This window comes from Streptomyces sp. NBC_00669 (assembly GCF_036226785.1).
GTDB lineage: Bacteria > Actinomycetota > Actinomycetes > Streptomycetales > Streptomycetaceae > Actinacidiphila.
In genome coordinates, this window is record NZ_CP109018.1 from 5,782,874 (window position 1) to 5,798,938 (window position 16,065).

At 69.4% G+C, this 16,065-nt stretch carries 15 protein-coding genes and 1 pseudogene; 9 read left to right on the forward strand and 7 right to left on the reverse strand.

The annotated features are described in order from the left end of the window. The first annotated feature begins 296 nt into the window (after positions 1–296). Positions 297–1,169: a bifunctional DNA primase/polymerase gene (locus OG896_RS24280; protein ID WP_329368636.1), complete on the forward strand. Its 873-nt coding sequence runs from the start codon at positions 297–299 to the stop codon at positions 1,167–1,169. 67 nt (positions 1,170–1,236) lie between these two features. Here the strand turns inward: OG896_RS24280 and OG896_RS24285 are convergent, their stop codons facing one another. Together OG896_RS24285 and OG896_RS24290 are read right to left on the reverse strand one after the other, a co-directional pair. Further along, positions 1,237–1,734 (reverse strand): hypothetical protein, encoded by a 498-nt coding sequence (locus OG896_RS24285; RefSeq protein ID WP_329368638.1) that lies wholly within the window; start codon positions 1,732–1,734, stop codon positions 1,237–1,239. A gap of 748 nt (positions 1,735–2,482) precedes the next feature. Next, positions 2,483–3,838 carry a hypothetical protein gene (locus tag OG896_RS24290; RefSeq protein ID WP_329368640.1) on the reverse strand — a complete coding sequence of 452 codons (1,356 nt, stop codon included), beginning with the start codon at positions 3,836–3,838 and terminating at the stop codon, positions 2,483–2,485. A gap of 265 nt (positions 3,839–4,103) precedes the next feature. Here OG896_RS24290 and OG896_RS24295 point away from each other — a divergent pair, with 265 nt between their 5' ends. The 3 genes from OG896_RS24295 (at position 4,104) to dnaE (ending at position 9,055) form a co-directional block, all read left to right on the forward strand. Continuing rightward, complete coding sequence (locus tag OG896_RS24295) at positions 4,104–4,331, forward strand: DUF397 domain-containing protein (protein WP_329368642.1); 228 nt, start codon at positions 4,104–4,106, stop codon at positions 4,329–4,331. Positions 4,332–4,440: 109 nt separating this feature from the next. Then, entirely contained in the window at positions 4,441–5,337 is an 897-nt protein-coding gene (locus OG896_RS24300) for a JmjC domain-containing protein (protein WP_329368645.1), read from the forward strand. Positions 5,338–5,491: 154 nt separating this feature from the next. Then, the gene (gene dnaE / locus OG896_RS24305) at positions 5,492–9,055 is read left to right on the forward strand and encodes a DNA polymerase III subunit alpha (RefSeq protein ID WP_329368647.1); all 3,564 of its coding nucleotides are present in this window, start codon (positions 5,492–5,494) and stop codon (positions 9,053–9,055) included. Between the two features lie 275 nt (positions 9,056–9,330). Here the strand turns inward: dnaE and OG896_RS24310 are convergent. From OG896_RS24310 to OG896_RS24325, 4 genes and pseudogenes are all read right to left on the reverse strand, one after another. Continuing rightward, a pseudogene (locus OG896_RS24310) lies at positions 9,331–9,690 on the reverse strand (DUF6302 family protein); the annotation flags it as partial. A gap of 624 nt (positions 9,691–10,314) precedes the next feature. Then, entirely contained in the window at positions 10,315–11,079 is a 765-nt protein-coding gene (locus OG896_RS24315; RefSeq protein WP_329368649.1) for a helix-turn-helix domain-containing protein, read from the reverse strand. A 149-nt stretch (positions 11,080–11,228) separates the two neighbouring features. Then, positions 11,229–11,633, reverse strand: a complete 405-nt coding sequence (locus OG896_RS24320) for a hypothetical protein (RefSeq protein WP_329368651.1) — start codon at positions 11,631–11,633, stop codon at positions 11,229–11,231. Between the two features lie 161 nt (positions 11,634–11,794). After that, a complete protein-coding gene (locus tag OG896_RS24325; protein ID WP_329368653.1) occupies positions 11,795–11,974 on the reverse strand; it encodes a hypothetical protein in 180 nt (59 codons plus the stop codon). A 715-nt stretch (positions 11,975–12,689) separates the two neighbouring features. On the opposite strand from OG896_RS24325, the gene OG896_RS24330 reads away from it, so the two are divergent. After that, positions 12,690–14,096 (forward strand): helix-turn-helix domain-containing protein, encoded by a 1,407-nt coding sequence (locus OG896_RS24330; protein ID WP_329368655.1) that lies wholly within the window; start codon positions 12,690–12,692, stop codon positions 14,094–14,096. Here OG896_RS24330 and OG896_RS24335 read toward each other — a convergent pair. Next, positions 14,093–14,626, reverse strand: a complete 534-nt coding sequence (locus OG896_RS24335; RefSeq protein ID WP_329368657.1) for an NUDIX hydrolase — start codon at positions 14,624–14,626, stop codon at positions 14,093–14,095. The genes OG896_RS24330 and OG896_RS24335 overlap by 4 nt on opposite strands. Before the next feature lie 104 nt (positions 14,627–14,730). On the opposite strand from OG896_RS24335, the gene OG896_RS24340 reads away from it, so the two are divergent. From OG896_RS24340 to OG896_RS24355, 4 genes are all read left to right on the forward strand, one after another. Continuing rightward, positions 14,731–14,901: a hypothetical protein gene (locus tag OG896_RS24340; protein ID WP_329368659.1), complete on the forward strand. Its 171-nt coding sequence runs from the start codon at positions 14,731–14,733 to the stop codon at positions 14,899–14,901. A gap of 79 nt (positions 14,902–14,980) precedes the next feature. Then, positions 14,981–15,448 carry a hypothetical protein gene (locus OG896_RS24345; protein ID WP_329368661.1) on the forward strand — a complete coding sequence of 156 codons (468 nt, stop codon included), beginning with the start codon at positions 14,981–14,983 and terminating at the stop codon, positions 15,446–15,448. A 91-nt stretch (positions 15,449–15,539) separates the two neighbouring features. Further along, the gene (locus tag OG896_RS24350) at positions 15,540–15,764 is read left to right on the forward strand and encodes a hypothetical protein (RefSeq protein WP_329368663.1); all 225 of its coding nucleotides are present in this window, start codon (positions 15,540–15,542) and stop codon (positions 15,762–15,764) included. A gap of 56 nt (positions 15,765–15,820) precedes the next feature. Continuing rightward, positions 15,821–16,060, forward strand: a complete 240-nt coding sequence (locus OG896_RS24355) for a hypothetical protein (protein ID WP_329368665.1) — start codon at positions 15,821–15,823, stop codon at positions 16,058–16,060. Positions 16,061–16,065: the final 5 nt, after the last annotated feature.

Below are 16,065 nucleotides of genomic sequence, written 5' to 3' on the forward strand. Positions count from 1 at the left end.
CCCGGGCCGCGCCATCGGCGTCGCCCCCCGGCGTCGCCCCGTGCGGTGTCCCGGGCGGTCCTCCGGCCGGTGCGTGCCGACGATGCCGCCAGTGCCGACGGTATTACCCGACCGCCGTGCCGCGGCACCGGGGTGACGGCACCGTGACCCGCGGTACGGCGACCAGGGGCCCGGGTCGCCGACGCGGACCGGGCCCGGGTCGCCGACACGACCGGTATGAGGTGGACGCCGGCGGCCGGGCGCGGTATCACTGAGGGGTGGAGACGAACACGCGTTCGAAAATCAGGGAGCAGGCCATGCCACGCCCCGACCACATCCGCGCCCTGCACACGGCGCTGCTGACCGCCCTGCGCGGACTGCCGGTCTTCCCGCTGTCCCGCACGAAACTCCCCGCCGTCCGCTCCCCGCACCGCGACGAGCCCCGGGCCACCGACTGCCGCGGTGCCTGCGGCCGCCCCGGCCACGGCGTGCACGACGCGACCACCGACCCCGACCGCATCCGCGCCTTGTTCGCCCTCGCGCCCTGGGCGACGGGGTACGGCATCGCGTGCGGCCGCGCCCCGCACCACCTGGTGGGCCTCGACCTCGACGTCAAGCACGGCACGGACGGCATGGCCGCGCTGCACGCCCTCGCCGAGCGGCACGACTTCGCCGTGCCGCGGACCGTCACCGTCCTCACCCCCAGCGGCGGCCGCCACCTGTGGCTGACCGCGCCCGGCCCGGTGCCCAACTCGGCCGGCCGGCTCGCCCCCGGCATCGACATACGCGGCGCGGGCGGCTACGTCGTCGGCCCCGGCTCCCGCACCGTCGCCGGCCACTACCTCCTGGAACCCGGCACCGCGCAGCACCCGCTGGCACCCGCGCCGCCCGCACTGCTCCTGCTGGCCGCCCCGCCCGAGCCGCCGCCCGGCCGCGAGCCCGCCCCGCCGGCCCCGCGCCATCCGGCCGAGAAGCGCGCCGCGGCCCTGATCCGATTCGTCCTCGACTCCCAGGAGGGCGAGCGCAACGGCCGCCTGTTCTGGGCGGCTTGCCGCGCCTACGACGCCGGCCTCGGTGACGCGCTGGCCCCGGCGCTGGTGACGGCCGCGGTCCACACGGGCCTCAGCGAACGCGAGGCGGCGGCCACCGTCGCCTCCGCGGGCCGGCTGCGCGCGTCGGTGGAGCCGTGAGGCAAGCGTGCGTAGCCGTAGGGCAGGCGTCTGTGGAGCCGTAGGACAGGCCCGTCGTCGTCGCTGGTCAGCAGTTCCCCAAGGGCCCGCTGGTTGCTACGGAATATCCGGAAGTGGGGTCGTCGTAGCCGTCGCTGTTGAGCACGTTGCTGATCGCCGTCAGATGCCGGACGACGGTCCGGGAGCTCTCCCGGTTGCCCAGGTCCAGGAACTGGATACGGCGCCGCAGCAACTCCACCTGACCGAGGTACTCGCCCGCGACGTGCAGAGTGCTCCGGAGCGCGTAGTCGCGATCGCGGTCGTGGCCGTGCGTGTAGTAGACGTTCAGGAAATCCCTGTCCACGATGTTGAACAGGCGCGACTGGAAGTCGAACGCCGCCCACAGCAGCGGATCTCGGCGCTGGCTCATGAGGTCCTGGTGCTCGGCGAACTTCGACTGCGCCGCGCCCTGCTGCTCCAACTGCGCCGCGAGCACGGTCTGTTTCCGGCTGAACCGGGCGCTGACCAGGATGCTGGACAGGGCGACCGCACCGGAGAGCGAGGCCACCACCAGCTCGGTGTTCATACGCCAGGACGCTGGCGCTGCCCACGACCACCGTGAAAGGGGCGGCGCGACCTCCCCGGGCGGGGGCCTCACGACGCGAGCAGGCCGGAACCCGTCACCGCTCTGCCTCGACACCAGGTAGTCACCCCCGGGCGTCCGGGATGAGCGCGCCCTGATCAGGTCTGGAGGCGTAACGACGGACGCGACCGTCTGACGTGTCCAGGGTTCCCGTGCGGACATGCGCCAGGGCCCCGGCGTGCCTCGGGGGCGGTGTCGACGAGGAAGCGTCCGGGCCCGTCCGTGCCGCAGGGGCCCCGTGGGGCCCCGCAGCGCCAGAGGGTCTCGCCCGATGCCGGCCGTTCTCACTGGTGGAGGGACCAGCGAGAGATGGTGCCCGGAGCCGGACTTGAACCGGATACCCGCAAAGCCCTGACCAGCAACAACGCTGCGACCAGCACCAACGCCACACGATCCAACCCGTTTCAGGCCGTCCCGACCCCACCAGGCCCGCAAAGACCCGCAGTCGTTTTCCCATGGGAAAACCGCCCGAGAGGCCATGAACATGACGCGGCCCGGGTGGTGCAACCACCAGGGCCGACCTGCGCACCAACCGCACTCGCGACCCGCACTACACCCCACCACCTCACCGGGTGCCCCGAACCGGCGCCAAGTTTGGCCGAAACATACAGGGCCGGACTGACGACACCTGATCTCCGCAGTTGGGCCAGGTCCCGAACCTGGAATCGACAGCCCTGCGTCACTGGTGCGGTCACACGGCCAAGGAGCGCACGGCATCGCTGAATTCCTCGGTGGCCGGCAGCGCCGGGTAGCGCATCTGCAACCGTCGGTCCAACTGGCTCACGCGGCCTCGGATCGACTCCACGAGACGACCACCGGTCAGGACCGGCCGGGCAGCAGCGACCGCTGCTTCGGGTTCCCCCGTCGCCACGTGCGCCAGAGCGAGATCGAGATGGGCCATGGCGAGGCGCGTCGGCGCCTGATACGGCCCGGACATCGCCTTGTAGTGGGAGATAGCCTCGGCGGCCGCTGCGCGGCTCCTCTCCGGCTCTCCCAGCCACCCCCAGGAGGTGGCCTCGTAGCTGACCAGGCGTACGGCGTCGGTGGAGAAGAGGCCGGAACTCGACAGGGGCAGTCGGTCCTTGAGGCGGTTCAGGCGGTGGTCGGCTGCGCAGAATCCAGCACGGTCGCCGACACTGGCGTGGGCACGAGCCTGTTGTGCGGACAGACGGACCGCGGCGTCCCCGGTGGGGTCAGCGACGGCTAAGCCCCGAGTGGCTGCCGCAAGAGCGTCCAGCGGGCGGCCATCGTAGAGGGCTTCGGTGGCGCGGACATCCTCAGCCCACGCTCCGACTTGCGGGTCCCCGGCCTGGGTCGCCTGGACCCAGGCGTCTTCGCAGAACACCTCGACGAGGTCTTTGCGGCCGAGGTCGTGTGCAAGCCAGGCCAGGATCACGGACAGCATGCCGGCATGGTGGGCCAACTCGCGTCCCTCCTTGAGCGTGTGACGGTGCTCGGAGGCGAGAAGGAAAGCGGTGTGTCGGTGGGCTGCCATGGCGGGCATCAGGTCGCGGGGGGGCTTCGCAGAGTAGATCGCCCCGACCTGGTGGACGGCCAACTCGAGGTCGCCGAGATCGGCAGGGGCCAGGTCGGAGCGCACCGCATGTTGCGTGTAGGCGCGGGCGGTGTCGGCGGTGGGGACGCCGGCCGTCAGTGCGGCCGCGGCGAGAGAGAAAGCGGTGCGGCGTTTCGTGGGATCACCTGCCTGGTCTGGCGCCGGTGGCGCGGGGATGCCGTCGGTGCTGCTTGCCTGATTGTCGCGCGGAGGCATGCCGATATCGGAGGGCGTGAGCGGCGTGCTGCGGCCGCACTTGAGCGTGAGGATCTGGGCCAGGTAGTCGGGGATCGGGGCCTTGGGCACCTCGCCGTCGCTGACCCAGTGTCCGACGCGGGTGCGGTCGCGCGCCAGCTCTGGCCTGCCGTTGGCGAGAGCTACTCGCCTTAGTTCGACGGCTACCTGGCCCCAGCTCAGCCCCGCGGCCTTGATCCAGTGGGCCAGGGCTTCGTTCGGGCCTTTGCGGGGCCGGGGCGGGTTCGGTTCGGTCATGCCGGCGTCCCTTCAGTGGTACGCGGATGCTCGGCATACCACGGTATTGGAGCGGGCCCGGCACGGGTTCCTGACGCGGAGAACTGGACCTGTGCGCGCGTCAGTTCGCGTCAGTTCGCGTCGGATCGCTATCTGGCTGCGCCACACCCGGCGGCGGTGAACTGATCTGGCGGCGGCTCACCGGTACGCCGGTTGGAGTCGTGGCAGGCAGTGTGCGCCGGGTCGTCTTCGCGGCCCGGCCGGCTTCGGAATCTGCGGAGGAAAGATGCCCAGGAACTTGTACGACAGCCCGGTTGCCGGGGAGTTCGCTGCGCTGTGCGGCGGAGGCACCGACAACGACGGCTCGATGGAGGACTGCCTGACCCTCGCGGAACTCGCCGGCGGCGGCTTCGCCGTGCGGGACACCAAGACCGCCGGCGAGGGTCGCGAGCTGCGGTTCAGCGAGGCGGAGCTGACCAGCTTCGCCACCGGGTGGCTGGCGACGCGGGCCTGACACACCCCGCCCCGCAACCGTCTGAGTATCACCATCAGGGGCGGCCCGCGTCCGCAGGGACAGCGAGCCGCCCCGCCCCGTCCCCCCGTGCACACACTTCGGAGGCGCGATGTCGTCGTTGCTGTCGTCACTGCTTCATCTGCCCGGCTCGATTCCGTCCGAGTGGCCCGACGATCCGGTACGCGCTCACCGGGACCCCGCGAACTTCGCGCACCTGCTGACGCGGCAGGCCGTAGACGCCCTGATCGATGCCGACTGCCTGGCAATGCGCCATGTGGCTCTCCTCAAAGACTCCAAGGTCGTCGAGCCGGTGACCTACGCCGACGGTGACATGCCGCGCCGCGGTGTGCTCCGTGAGCACCTCGACGAGGGCGGCACCCTGTCCGTACGGCAGTTGGAGCGGCTCGTGCCCGCCATCGCGCACCTCCAGCAGGCGCTCCACGCGGAGACTGGCCACCTCACGCACGTCAACGCCTACTACACGCCGGCCGGCGCACACGGCCTGAAGTACCACTACGACCCGTACGTGACCTTGATCATTCAGCTTTCGGGCCGCAAGATGTGGCCGATGCACCCCCCGGTCGTGGAGAACCCGGTCCGTGAGTACCAGAGCTTCCACGTGGTGGGCTTCACCAGCGAGCAGCGGCACTTCCTGGAGCACACGCCGCCGGACCAGAGCCACACTCTGGAGCCCGGCGACGTGATGTGGCTACCACGGGGCTGGGTGCACTCCCCGTACACCGTGGGCGACGAGCCGAGCCTTCACCTGACCGTCGCGATCAAGGAGCGCACGCCGCACTGGGCCGTGTCGGTCCTTGCCGGCGAGCTTCTGGCCCAGGCGCTGGTAGACCCGGCGATGCGCCGGACGATCGTTCCGGCGGATCTCCTGGACAGCCCCGAGTCGCCGACGGGTCACGCGCGGGCCTACCTGCTGGGGGCTCTTCTGAAGGCGGACGAGAAGGAGATGGCCGAGGTTTTACGGAGGGCTGCGCTGGTCGAAGGGTGACACTCCGGGCGGGAGAATTCCGCGTCCGGCGGGTTCCTGGCCCTGATCTGCGGTAACCGTGCGGCCCCGTTCCAGCGTCCCGTGGACGACCAGAACCGGGGCCGCACAGCTACTACGCTGAGCAACTCACCGGCCGCCGCTTCGAGGAGTCAGGGTGCCTGAAAGCTTCGTTCACCTGCACAATCACACGCAGTACTCGCTCCTCGACGGCGCCCAGAAGCTCGGGCCGATGTTCGAAGAGGTCGCGAAGCAGGGCATGCCCGCGGTGGCCATGAGCGACCACGGGAACATGTTCGGCGCGTACGAGTTCTTCCAGGTGGCGAAGAAGTCTCCGGTCAAGCCGATCATCGGCATCGAGGCGTACGTAGCTCCCGAGTCGCGCCGCTACAAGAAGCCCGTGTTCTGGGGGCCCGGCGGCCAGCGGGCGATGTCGGACGACGGCGAGGGAAGCAAGGACGTCTCCGGCGGCGGCAAGTACACCCACATGACGATGTGGGCGCGCAACACCACCGGCCTGCGGAACCTGTTCCGGATGACGTCCCTTGCCTCATTGGAAGGGCAGTACCCGGCAGGCACGGCACGCATGGACCGCGAGCTGATTGCCGAACACAGCGACGGGATCATCGGCACCACGGGCTGCCCGTCGGGTGAGGTGCAGACCCGGCTGCGGCTCAACCAGTACGACGAGGCCCGGAAGGCAGCCAGCGAATACCAGGACATCCTCGGCAAGGAGAACTACTTCCTGGAGCTGATGGACCACGGGATCGACATCGAGCGGACCGTCCGACAAGACCTGCTGCGCCTGGCCAAGGATCTGGACATCCCGCTGCTGGCCACCAACGACGCCCACTACGTCTTCCAGGACCAGGCCGACGACCACGACACCCTGCTGTGCATCGGCACCGGAAAGAACAAGGACGACCCGAACCGCCTCAAATTTGCAGGCTCCGGCTACTACCTCAAGTCCGCCGCCGAGATGCGCGAACTGTTCGCCGAACTGCCCGAGGCGTGCGACAACACGCTGCTGATCGCTGAGCGGATCGAGCCCTACGACGAGGTCTTCGCCTACGTCGACCAGATGCCCCAGTACCCGGACGTGCCCAAGGGCGAGACGCAGGAGTCGTGGCTGCGCAAGGAGGTCCTCAAGGGCCTGGCGGTGCGCTACGGCGACCCGATCCCCGCGGAGGTGACCGAGCGCTTCGAGACCGAGATGAAGGTCATCGGTCCGATGGGCTTCTCCTCGTACTTCCTCGTGGTTGCGGACATCTGCCGGTACGCGCGGGACAACGGCGTACCCGTCGGGCCCGGCCGTGGATCGGCGACCGGCTCGATCGTGGCCTACGCGACGAGGATCACGGAGCTGTGCCCGCTGGAGCACGGGCTGCTCTTCGAGCGGTTCCTGAACCCCGAGCGCATCAACCCGCCGGACGTCGACCTCGACTTCGACGACCGCAAGCGGGACCAGATGGTCGCCTACGTGGTGGAGAAGTACGGAGACGCGTACACCGCCCAGGTCACCACCTTCGGCACCATCAAGGCCAAGAACGCGATCAAGGACAGCTCCCGGGTCCTGGGCTACCCCTTCGCGCACGGCGAGCGGATCACCAAGGCACTGCCGGCCGACGTGATGGGCAAGAGCATCCCGATCGACGGCATCTTCAACTCCGAGCACCCGCGGTACGGCGAGGCCGGCGAGATCCGGGCCCTGTACCAGAACGAGCCCGACGTCAAGAAGGTCGTGGAGGCAGCCCGCGGAATCGAGGGCCTGATCCGCAACACCGGCGTGCACGCGTGCGCGGTCATCCTGTCGAAGACACCGCTGCTCGACCTGGTTCCGCTGCACATGCGGGCCAAGGATGGCGTGATCCTCGCCGGGTTCGACTACCCGTCGTGCGAGTCCATGGGCATGATCAAGATGGACTTCCTCGGCCTGCGGAACCTGGGCGTGATCGACCAGGCGATCCAGAACGTACGGGAGAACCGCGGCGTCGACCTGAGCACCGAGAACATCCCGCTGGACGACAAGAACACCTACGCGCTGCTGGCCCGCGGTGACACCTTCGGCGTGTTCCAGCTCGACGGCGGCGGCATGCGGACGCTGCTCAAGGCGATGGAGCCGAGCCGGTTCGAGGACATCGCGGCGGCCCTGGCGCTGTACCGGCCGGGCCCGATGGCGGCCAACGCGCACATGAACTACGCCAGCCGCAAGACCGGCCGGCAGGCGATCGAGCCGATCCATCCGGAGCTGAAGGACGCGCTGGAGCCGATCCTCGGCAACACCTTCCACCTGCTCATCTACCAGGAGCAGATCATGGCCATCGCCCGCCAGCTGGCGGGCTACACCCTCGGCGGCGCCGACCTGCTGCGCCGCGCGATGGGCAAGAAGAAGCCCGAGGTGCTGGCCGCGGAGTGGGAGAAGTTCCACGGCGGCATGCGGGACAACAACTACTCCGAGGAGTCCATCAAGGCTCTGTGGGACGTCATGCTCCCGTTCTCGGGGTACGCGTTCAACAAGTCCCACACCGCCGGCTACGGCCTGGTGTCGTTCTGGACCGCCTACCTCAAGGCCAACTACCCGGCCGAGTACATGGCGGCGCTGCTCACCTCGGTCGGGGACGACAAGGACAAGGCGGCCATCTACCTGGCCGACGCGCGCAAGAGCGGCGTCCAGGTCCTGGCGCCCGACGTGAACGCCTCGGTCGCGGAGTTCACCGCCGTCGGCGAGGACGTCCGGTTCGGCCTGAAGTCCGTGCGGAACGTCGGCGAGGGCGTCATCGAGGCCCTGATCGCGGCACGCAGGTCCAAGGGCGTGTTCACCTCGTTCGCCGACTTCCTGGACAAGGTGAGCATCCCGGTCCTGAACAAGCGGGCCATCGAGTCGCTGATCAAGGCCGGCGCGTTCGACTCCCTCGGCCACACCCGGATGGGACTGTCCGCCGTCTTCGAGGACGCGGTCGACGCGATCGTCCCGGTCAAGAAGGCCGAGGCGTACGGACAGGACGACCTCTTCGCGAGCATGGGCGCGCCCGGCGAGGACGTACAGACCTTCGGGCTGGACTTCGCCATCCCCGAGAGCGAGTGGCCGCGCAAGCAACTCCTCGCCATCGAACGGGACATGCTCGGCCTGTACGTGTCGGCGCACCCGCTGGACGGCACCGAGCACATCCTCGCGCGCAACCGCGACACCACCCTCGCCGAGCTGCTGGCGTCCGGCCAGGAGCGGCCGGTGAAGGTCGCGGGGCTGATCACCGGGGTCGACCGCAAGATGACCAAGCAGGGCAACGCCTGGGCCGCGGTCACGTTCGCGGACCGGGACGCCAGCATCGAGGTGTGCTTCTTCCCCGCGACCTACCAGCTGGTGGGTCACGCGCTCATCCCCGACAGCGTCGTCTCGATCAGCGGCCGGGCGCAGGACCGCGACGGCACGATGAACATCATCGGTTCCGAGCTGGCGGAGCTGGACGTCTCCTCCGCGGAGAGCGGCGGGAAGCCCCCGGTGCAACTGGCCTTCCGCGAGCACAGGATCCTGCGCCACGACGCGATCAACGAACTGCGGCGCATCCTGTCCGCCCACCCCGGCGAGAGCCCGGTGCGGGCGAAGGTCTCCGGCCCGCAGAAGACCACCGTGTACGAGCTGGGATTCCTCGTGGACCCCACCACGGTCGCCTCGGAGATCAAGGTCTCCTTCGGCGCCGATGTCTGGCTCGGCGTCGCCTGAGCGGACCCCCTCGTGACCGTGACTGACCTACCAGCAGAGAGGAAGCCACCACCAGGCAGAGGACCCAGGCGCCTGCTGTCCCCTCCCTTTCGCGAACTGGCCCGCTGATGGGTCAGCAGCCCGGACGCGGGGACTCGACCGGATCGTGGGGGCGGTCGGCGTACTCGGCAACGAGTTGCTCCAGACGCGCTATGCATCGCTGGCAGGCATAGAGCGGAGCGTGCCCGGCCGCGGTTTGCACCGGGCCCCGCCACATCACCGGTAGCCCGGCGGCGTCACACCGCCAGCAAGTACCCACGACCCACGAGCGGTCCATAGACCGGCGCTACCGGAGACCGAGGGCGAGCGCGCTCAGCGGGCCGACCAAGGAGGCCACCATCAGTCTTACGACGGCGGCGATTCCCGCCCACCCGGTAAGCAGGACTACTGCCCAGCTGCGGATCACGATGTACCTCTTCGAGGATGTACCTCTTCGAGTCGGACGAGATCAGGAACGCGATACGGGGGTCGGTCGGCGCCGTGACCGGGGCTATCGCCTGAGTGCTGTAGCCGTAGAACTCGCCCAACACCGCAGGGTCGTCGGTGCCCGGAACGGCGGCTCCCCACTCCACGACGTGACACGCGTCCGCGAACGGCGACCAGCGCGCTCACCCTGCTCCGGAGCGACATCACCGACGGTCGACGGCAGGAGCCTGCCAGGTCCGCGTCCGGCCTGCTGGACCCGTGGCGGCGGCACCGGGAGGCCAAGGGGATCGCTGGGCCGCAACCATGGTCGCCACTCCACGTACGCGGACGCCTGGAACTCCGTTGCTGCGAGGGCGAACTGGGCGCGCAGTCGAGCCATCGCCGGCAGCAGCTTCCATGCCCGGTCACGTGAGACGATCAAGGAGCGCGAGCGGCCGTCCGTCGGTCCAAGAGGGCGACGTAGGCGGCCTCCAGACTCGGGAAGCTGACCGGTGATGCGGCTTCGTGAATTTCCCCAGGGCTGCTCTTCGTTCCCCGGACAGTTGCTGTCGGCAACGAGGGCCGGCCCCTCCGCCGTGGCGCCCGCCCGCAGGTCACCGCCTCGCGGGTGGGGAATCTCAGCGAGCAGGTCTGTCCCCACCCCGAGCAGAGGGTGGGGAATTTCAACGAGCCCCATCACCCCGAGTCACGTGGCAGGGGTACGGGCATTTGCCCTCCTGGTTGTCGAGCGAGCAACGGCAGGGGCGATGGGACGGTCCGCAAGGCGCGGTTATGCGGCAGGGGATCGTCCGCAGCTACGAAGAAGGGGCAACTTCGCCTCCGAACGCTTCGCGGATTTCGACGGGAATCTCTCGAACGGGACATGCGATTGCGGAAATGGGTGCGTCGATCGCAATGGCGAGCCGTACGATTCTTGCGCTGCTCATGGTCGATATTCCATTCTCCAGGCGAGAGAGGAATCCTCGGTCGATCGTGGCCTTTCCGCCGTCCCTCGCTATCCGTTCGATGACATCGCGCAGGCTTAGATGTCGACATTCACGTATGGCCCGTACGGTTGGCCCGTTGGGAATCAGTTCATATGGATCGTGGAAATTCTTGAGTGACCGCGGCATGGTGAATGCCACTGCTGGAAATGGCACTTCGAGCACGCTGGCCAGACGCATGACCCTTCCGTCCTCCACGCGGGGGAGGCCGAACTCCATTCTGGCGATTTGCCGAGGATCGAACCCGGTGCGGCTAGCCAGTGAGGCGAGACTGATGTCTCGCAGTAGGCGCAGCTCTCGTAAGGCCGGTCCTAGGATGTGGCTTGCCTGTTGCTTTCGCTCTAGATCGACTAGTGGGCAATCCAATGCATCGGCGATCTTGGCAAGATGAGACGGAGTGGCAGTGCGATTCCCACGCTCGATGGCGGTCAGCAGGTTTACGGAGAACCCCACCCGAGCAGCTAGTTCATTCTTGGTCAACCCGGCGGTCTCCCGCGCCCAGGTGACGGCCTCGGGCTCGTGGAAGAGCTGGAGCGGGCGGGACCGGGTATGGGGTGCGGCTTCAGTGCCGCTCACTGGGTCGCCCGCTCGACCAGCCCGGTCGTCGTGGTGATCGTCCAGTGCGCCCCAGGGCTGGATAATTCAGCAGGGGGCCCGGCCGGGACGGGAAGGGCAGAGTTCATCATCGATGTCCTTGGTGTTGGGAGGGGAAGCACGACCGGCGTCTACGGCACCGGTCGGCGGTGGAGGGGGAAGGCGGCCGCGATCGGGGGCGGGTCTTCCAACTCCCAGCTGTGACCGCCCGGGTGGCCCTCGAACTCACTGCACGGGTGGTCCGCTTCGCGCCCGGCCGGGCAGTCGGCGCGCTCGACCACGGCGGCCGGCTCGCTGCGGTCCCGCCACAGCACCCACAGCGTCCCCGCTTCGGCCCCGCGCAGGTTGAGCGCAGCACCGTAGTGCCGCGGCCCCGCGTGGGTTTCGATGGTGCACATCAAGCTGGCGCTCACGTCGTCACGGGTATAGGCGGTGCCATCGATGCCAGTCGCCATCTCCAGAACGGTGCGCTCCAGCGCGGCCGGCATCAGGGTGCGCTGGCCGCATATGAACCGCTGTGTCTGTTTAACGGGCATGTCCACCAATTCCTTGGTCGGTCCTTCCGGGAGTGCTGGTGATGAAGAGAGACCCGCTCCGGCCGGAGGTGACTAAACCGCGAGTCCGCCCCGCCGGGGACGAGCCGAAAAACGGGGTCCTGCAACGGACTCTGCGGCCGGAGCGGGCCGACTGGGGGAGCTCAGGGCCCGTACGGGTTGCTAGCGATGGCGAGACCGATCTCCAGCCCACACGCCACCGCCAACGCGATCACGAAGACGATCCCGGTCCAGCCGAGCAGGAGGAGCATTCCGCACTTCCTGATCACGTGCGCGCCACCACGGGAAGGGACGCGGTCCGGCGGCTTATGCACCTTGCTCACCTCTCTCGTCGGATGCTTCACGGCCGTCAATGACCAGCCGCTCCACGGCGATTCCTCCGCACAGAGCCCCCGGGCCGTCCAGCGGCACCGCCCAGTAGGGGCCAGGTGCGGGCTTGGTGCGTGAGACGGCCGGCACGCCGAGGTACGTTTCCGGTCCGAAGCACTCGACGCCGGGGCACCTCCAGTACCTCGCCGTGCTAGCCGTGGTGACCGCGTAGTACAGCGAGTGCCGCGGGTCGACGAACACGCCGCCGCCGAGGGCGCGAACGAGGAACTCGGCCACCTCGGCCGGCGAGTCCGTGCCAGCAGCAGCGTGAACGTACCTGGCAGGGATACGGACTGCGGTGAACACCCTGCCGCACCGCAACAGCGCGACGCCGTGGACAGCCCATTCAGTCCGCGCGTGCGCGGGATTGGTCGCGGCGTTCAGCAGCCACCGCTCCGCGGCGGCCCGGCATCCGCGGCGCGCGTCGTGGTGAACGGCCCGTAGGAGTGGGCCGCTTCCTACGGTCGTCATGAGACCCCCTGGAATCGGCGTGCCCCAAGCCTGCTCCCGTCGCGCGCCGGGCTCACTCCGGCAATTCCATGAAAACCACCGGGTTTCGTCGAGGCGCGGTGATAACGCCGCGCTGGGTCACAGCGGCTCTATGAAAACCGGCCGCAGAGACGGCGCGGCCCCCTACCGTGGGTGACAGCGGGAGACAGGAGGCCAGCCGTGCCACGTACGGATCACCGCAAAGCCGCGGCACAGACGCTGGCCGCGCGCGCCAAGGTCGAGGGATGGCATCCGTGGGTGCTGGCATCGGCCGTCGCCGCCGAATGCGAGTGCACACTCCTCCAGGCACACCGGCTCGCTCGGGGCTGGACACTCGACGACGTGCGCCTCCGCCTCGCCGAGCTGGGCGTTCGTGTGACGGTGCAACAGATCTCGACGTGGGAGACCGCCCGCGGCAGGCCGAGCGAGGGCAACCTGGATGTGCTGTGCCGCCTGTACGAGACACGCCCCGACCGGCTCGGCTATGGCCGCGACTACACCCCGGCAGAGGACGACAGCAGAACCACGCCCGCCCCGTTACCGCGGATCGAGGGCGCGTCGGCGGATGCGACCGCAACCCTCGGACCGGTCGGCTCGGGCCCACTCGCTCCTCAGCTACTCACTGCCCTGCGGCAGATCCGTTCCGGCATGACATCCGTGCTGGAGTCCTCCCTCTCCGAGCTGAGCATCGAGCAGTGGGAGCGGGGCGCGGAGGAATACGGCCACGAGTACCAGATCCGGCCGCCAAGCGAGCTGCTTGCCTCCAGCGTCCGCGACTTCGTCGAGATCCAAACCCTCCTCCAGCGCCGCCAGGCCGCCGACACCCGGGCACGCCTGTGCCGCATTACCGCCCAACTCGCCGCGACCGCCGGCATCGCTCTGGTCGCGCTCGGAGAACACCGAGAGGCCCGTGCCTGGTACCACGTGGCGCAGTTGGCGGCCGACGAAACTGGGGACCGCGCTCTACGCGCCTGGCTGGTGGCGAGAGAGGCGGTCGTACCCTTCTATTTCGGGGCGCCGGCTGCCTCCGTTTCCCTCGCCGAGCGAGCTCGTCTCCTGGCCGGGTCCTCGGTGTGCTCGACCGCGGCCTGGGCGCCGGCGCTGGAAGCACGCGGGCTCGCCAGGATGGGACGTACCCGCGAAGCACAGGACGCCCTCCGCCTCGCGAAGGCGGCCTTCGACCGCCTCGGCGACAGCGAGACCGCAGACACCGCCTACGGCTACACCGAACGCCAACTCGCCTGGCACGAGGGCAGCATGTGGATCACGCTCGGGGACACCCGCCGCGCACAGGCAGCACTCGACCGGGCCCTGACGCTGTACGCACCAGACGAGTACCTCGACCGGGCGCTCATCGCGATGGACACCGCGCTGGGCCTGCTCCGAGTCGGGGAGATCTCCGTAGCCTGCCGCGAGACCGAGCAGCGCCTCCTCGGCCTGCCCCCCGAGCACCTGACCGGCATCGTCGTCGCCCGCGCCCGAGACGTCCTCAACGCCGTGCCCGCCCGCGCCACGATGTCCGCTCCCGCCTGCGACCTCCGCGAACTCATCCGGGACAGCGGCCGGACCGCGATCGCCGCCGGCTAACGCCCCGCCAGCAGACGCAACAGCCCCGTCACAGCGACCCCCGCGACGATCTCCCGACGGTCGATCATCCCCAAGACGGCGTCGAGCCGATGCCACTCGATCCGATCAGCCTCGTGCGTATCCACCGGGTCCCCGACCCGCACACCGTCCCGTGCAAGGAACACGTGGTGCTTCGCGTCGGACATGCCGCCAACGGGCTCGTTGTACGCCAACGGCTCCAGCTGGCCGGGATCGACCCGATAGCCGGTCTCCTCCAGCACCTCCCGGGCCGCAGCATCCGGCAACTCCTCACCAGCCTCCACGATGCCGGACGGGATCTCCCAGCTCCACGTGCCCGTCGTGAAGCGGTGACGCCACATCAACAGCACCTCGGCGGAGTCGTTGAGCAGCACCGTCGCGGCCACCGGCGCCCACCGCACGAGATGATGCTCGTACCGCTCATGCCCGGGCGGCTCGACGTCGACCAAGTCCAGGCTCACCCAGGGGCTGGTGTAGATCGTGCGGGTCCCGTAGACCGTCCACTCACTCACTGCACCTCCGCGCGCTGTCGCGACCACCCTTGCACAGGCCCGCGCCGCCGCCCAGCCTCCCGCCGTATATCAGCTGTATATCCACAATCGCGTAGCCTGTGTCGGTGCCCCCGCCCTCGACCGCCGCGGACACCGAGCAGCCGCCGGTGGACGCGATCAACACCGCGATCCGACAGCTCATGGACCGGCCGGCCAGCGCGGAACGCACCGAGGAATACGTGCGGCTACTCACCCTGTGGGCAGGCGCACTGGGCGACTGGGACACAGCCGCCTGACCGAACGTTTCGCGACCCCATACCCCGCAGATGCTTGCCAGCTGTGGATCAACCCCGCAGGTGCGGGGAGCGTTCCTTGGTGCGCGACGAAGGGTCCACTGGGACATCCCCGCATGCGCGGGGAGAGGCCCACGACGCGATCTGGGCCTACCTCGCCGACCTGGACGACGCCGAGATCTCCCGCACCCCCGACAAGCCCCAACTCCTGGAGCACAACCCGGGCGACCTCGACATCTACTACTGGATCACCATCACCGACGACGCCGCCCAGGTCGTGCGCGAGGCCGTCGCCGCACAGATGGGCCTCGTCGCGGACGACGAGGAGCCGGAACTGTGGTCGGCCGCCGACGTCGCCGACCACCTCGGGATCGACACCGCCGCCGGCGCCCGCTCCACGCTATCCCGGTGGGGCGTTAAGGCCGCCCGACACGAACCCGGTCCGTCCGGCCGGGTCGAGGCCCGCTACGACGCCGACGAGGTACGAGAGGCAGCCGCCAACGCGCCCGGCCGCGGCCGCCGCACCGACCTCGACGGCGCCGATGCCTGAGCCCCGCATCGTCAGGTACCTGGGTGGCCCGTTGGACGGGCAGACCATGGACGGTGCACGGTTGTCACACCCCGGTCGTAGCGTGGTGGCCATGGCTGACGACGCGATCCCTGACGACCTGCTCGACCTCCAGCGGAAGCACGCGGCTGCCATGGCTGAGACTCGCCGCGCCGCCCAGGACGGCGGGGACGTCGTCGCGGCCACGAAGGCGGAGGCGCGCCTCGCGGCCGAGCTACTGGCCTACCGGGAGGCGCACCCCGAGTGGGCGACCGTCGGGGCGCAGAAGCGGCTGCGGGAAGCGGCTGGCGGGGCGTGACGACTGACCAGCCCGAGGCCCGCGAGGTCCCCGCGTGGCGCCCGGAGGACGGTCCGATGCGCACCCGGACCTGGGTGGTTGGTGGCCCCGTGCTGGAGGTGGACGTCGAGGGTGCATGGCGGCCGGCCACCGTCGTGCAGCGCCAGGACCGCCGCGCCGGCACCGCCTATGCGGTCGTCCTCATCCTGCCGTCTGTCAGCAGCACCAGCTCGTGCCACCGCACCTACGCCTGGGACCCGGTCACGATGCGGCCACTGCACCCGGCCACGACGGACCCGGTGCAGAACGCCACATGACGCGG

Excerpts from the sequence above, each read along its gene's own strand:
- OG896_RS24280 (WP_329368636.1), top strand. The coding sequence starts at position 297 with ATGCCACGCCCCGACCACATCCGCGCCCTGCACACGGCGCTGCTGACC.
- OG896_RS24285 (WP_329368638.1), bottom strand. The coding sequence starts at position 1,734 with ATGAACACCGAGCTGGTGGTGGCCTCGCTCTCCGGTGCGGTCGCCCTG.
- OG896_RS24290 (WP_329368640.1), bottom strand. The coding sequence starts at position 3,838 with ATGACCGAACCGAACCCGCCCCGGCCCCGCAAAGGCCCGAACGAAGCC.
- OG896_RS24295 (WP_329368642.1), top strand. The coding sequence starts at position 4,104 with ATGCCCAGGAACTTGTACGACAGCCCGGTTGCCGGGGAGTTCGCTGCG.
- OG896_RS24300 (WP_329368645.1), top strand. The coding sequence starts at position 4,441 with ATGTCGTCGTTGCTGTCGTCACTGCTTCATCTGCCCGGCTCGATTCCG.
- OG896_RS24320 (WP_329368651.1), bottom strand. The coding sequence starts at position 11,633 with ATGCCCGTTAAACAGACACAGCGGTTCATATGCGGCCAGCGCACCCTG.
- OG896_RS24350 (WP_329368663.1), top strand. The coding sequence starts at position 15,540 with ATGGCTGACGACGCGATCCCTGACGACCTGCTCGACCTCCAGCGGAAG.
- OG896_RS24355 (WP_329368665.1), top strand. The coding sequence starts at position 15,821 with ATGCGCACCCGGACCTGGGTGGTTGGTGGCCCCGTGCTGGAGGTGGAC.